The 2,640-nt window shown below is 46.0% G+C and carries 3 protein-coding genes; 2 read left to right on the forward strand and 1 reads right to left on the reverse strand.

Annotated features, from left to right (window positions below; genetic code table 11):
- Positions 1–98: 98 nt before the first annotated feature.
- The gene (locus BWK47_RS01335) at positions 99–350 is read right to left on the reverse strand and encodes a BrnA antitoxin family protein (protein ID WP_162327274.1); all 252 of its coding nucleotides are present in this window, start codon (positions 348–350) and stop codon (positions 99–101) included.
- Positions 351–495: 145 nt separating this feature from the next.
- On the opposite strand from BWK47_RS01335, the gene BWK47_RS01340 reads away from it, so the two are divergent.
- Positions 496–1,923, forward strand: a complete 1,428-nt coding sequence (locus BWK47_RS01340; protein WP_162327275.1) for an NADP-dependent isocitrate dehydrogenase — start codon at positions 496–498, stop codon at positions 1,921–1,923.
- A 20-nt stretch (positions 1,924–1,943) separates the two neighbouring features.
- Complete coding sequence (locus BWK47_RS01345) at positions 1,944–2,516, forward strand: Uma2 family endonuclease (RefSeq protein ID WP_162327276.1); 573 nt, start codon at positions 1,944–1,946, stop codon at positions 2,514–2,516.
- The last annotated feature ends 124 nt before the right edge of the window (positions 2,517–2,640 follow it).

Below are 2,640 nucleotides of genomic sequence, written 5' to 3' on the forward strand. Positions count from 1 at the left end.
GTTCTCTTGCTGAGGGAATTCAAGAGCAACAACGTCAATGAAAAAAAACATTGCGTTTTCCTATTGAAAAAATGTAGCTACGTAAAGTAGCTGTTAAATTAAGGGCGAAGTACCGATTGTTCCAAAACTTCCCTGATGTACTTTTGGTAATTCATTCCTTGAGCCCTAGCGGCATTTTTAACCGCAGTCAAGAGTTCCAATGACAAGCGCAGGGTAATGCTTTTATCCTTAGGGGCAAACTCAAAAGTTGTCTTGGTAAAGTTCTCTGGGACTAAATAGTCTGTCAAATCCTGCTCCAAAAGATCTTCTGCTTCTTGATCACTGTTCATTTTTGGTAAAGGCTTGTTCATATCTTTGTACTTTTCCTTGATGCATATAACGGGCACTGATTTTCAGTTTGACAATGGCATAAAAATTTCGTAACAGCCAATGCAATCAGAGCCTCCAGAAAGGATTATGATCTGCTCCGTGCCGTTTTTTCAATGACAATTTGCTATGTACGAAAAACTTCAGCCCCCCAGCGTTGGGTCAAAAATCACCTTTATTGCAGGTAAGCCCGTAGTACCCAACGATCCGATTATTCCCTACATCCGGGGGGACGGCACCGGGGTTGATATTTGGCCGGCCACGGAATTGGTAATTGATAGCGCAGTGGTCAAGGCCTATGGGGGCGAAAGGAAAATTAACTGGTTCAAAGTCTATGCGGGGGACGAAGCCTGTGAACTGTACGGCACCTATCAATATTTACCGGAAGATACCCTAACGGCGATTAAGGAGTATGGGGTAGCCATTAAAGGGCCTTTGACCACTCCGGTGGGAGGTGGCATTCGTTCTTTAAACGTGGCCCTGAGGCAAATCTTTGACCTCTACACCTGTGTGCGGCCCTGTCGTTATTATCCCGGCACTCCCTCCCCCCATAAAACCCCGGAAAAATTGGACATCATTGTTTATCGGGAAAATACAGAAGATATTTACCTGGGCATTGAATGGGCGGAAGGTACGGAAGGAGCAAAAACATTAATAGCCTATCTGAACGATGAACTGATTCCAGCCACTCCGGCCTTGGGGAAAAAACAAATTCGCCTCGATTCCGGCATTGGCATCAAACCCATCAGTAAAACTGGATCCCAAAGGTTGGTGCGGCGGGCCATTCTCCATGCTCTGCGCTTACCGAAGGAAAAACAGATGGTGACGTTGGTGCATAAGGGCAACATTATGAAGTTTACCGAAGGAGCTTTTCGGGATTGGGGTTACGAGTTGGCTACGACGGAATTTCGGGCAGAATGCGTCACAGAACGGGAATCTTGGATTTTGGGCAATAAGGAAAGTAATCCCGACTTAACCATTGAGGCCAACGCCCGCATGATTGACCCCGGTTATGACACCCTCACCGAAGAAAAACAAGCCGTCATTAAACAAGAGGTGGAGCAGGTTTTAAATTCCATTTGGGAATCCCACGGTAATGGCCAATGGAAAGAAAAAGTCATGGTCAATGACCGCATTGCCGATAGCATTTTCCAACAGATTCAAACCCGCCCCGATGAGTATTCCATTCTGGCGACCATGAATTTGAATGGGGACTATCTTTCCGATGCCGCCGCCGCTGTGGTGGGAGGTTTAGGCATGGGCCCCGGAGCTAACATTGGGGATAGTGCAGCTATTTTTGAAGCCACCCACGGTACTGCCCCCAAACACGCTGGTTTAGACCGAATTAATCCTGGTTCCGTAATTCTTTCCGGTGTAATGATGCTGGAATTTATGGGCTGGCAGGAGGCTGCTGACCTGATTAAAAAGGGCATTGGGGCGGCGATCGCCAATCGGGAAGTTACCTACGATTTGGCCCGGCTAATGGAACCCCAAGTGGATAAACCCCTAAAATGCTCCGAATTTGCCCAGGCGATCGTCAATCATTTTGATGATTAATTTTTAATAAATAACCCGCCATGATTGCTCACTCCCCATCTGCCCCATTCCCAAAACTTAGCCCAGAGGAATATTTGCAATGGGAAGAACGGCAGAGGGAAAAGCATGAATATTTGGACGGCCAAATCTATACCATGGGGGGCGGCAGTAAAAACCACAGCGTTATTAGCGTTCGCCTATCAACTTTATTTTGTAATCATCTTGATGGCGGTGATTACGAAACTGGTAATTCAGATTTAAAAATTCAGATTGTCAACACCCAAAACTATACCTATCCCGATGTCAGCGTCACCTGTGATCCACGAGATCGGGAGTCAACACAATTTATTACCTATCCCTGCCTGGTTGTGGAGGTTTTATCCCCCAGTACCGAAGCCTATGACCGGGGCGGCAAATTTCGGCTGTATGCCCGTAATTCTATGTTGCAGGACTATCTCTTGGTCAGCTCCACCAGTGTGGAAATTGATCTCTATCACAAAAATGATGACGGTGATTGGTTAATCCTCAACTATCAGGCCGGTGATCGGGTGCAACTTAAAAGCATTGGTTTAACTTTCCCTGTAAATGTTCTTTACCGGGGTCTACTACTTTGAAAGGAATAAGTAGGGTTTAGTTTGCGATCGCCTAAGAAAGTGTTTGAAAAGTTTTAAGCAAGCCTTTGAAGCATGAGATGAACCATGGCAACATAGAGCATTGTCTCACTGGTGGTAGGTAAAT

Source organism: Synechocystis sp. CACIAM 05 (assembly GCF_010222815.1).
Taxonomy (GTDB): Bacteria; Cyanobacteriota; Cyanobacteriia; order Cyanobacteriales; family Microcystaceae; genus Synechocystis.

What these genes read in the sequence shown, in the direction of transcription:
- BWK47_RS01340 (WP_162327275.1), top strand. Translation starts at nt 496, where the DNA reads ATGTACGAAAAACTTCAGCCCCCCAGCGTTGGGTCAAAAATCACCTTT.
- BWK47_RS01335 (WP_162327274.1), bottom strand. Translation starts at nt 350, where the DNA reads ATGAACAAGCCTTTACCAAAAATGAACAGTGATCAAGAAGCAGAAGAT.
- BWK47_RS01345 (WP_162327276.1), top strand. Translation starts at nt 1,944, where the DNA reads ATGATTGCTCACTCCCCATCTGCCCCATTCCCAAAACTTAGCCCAGAG.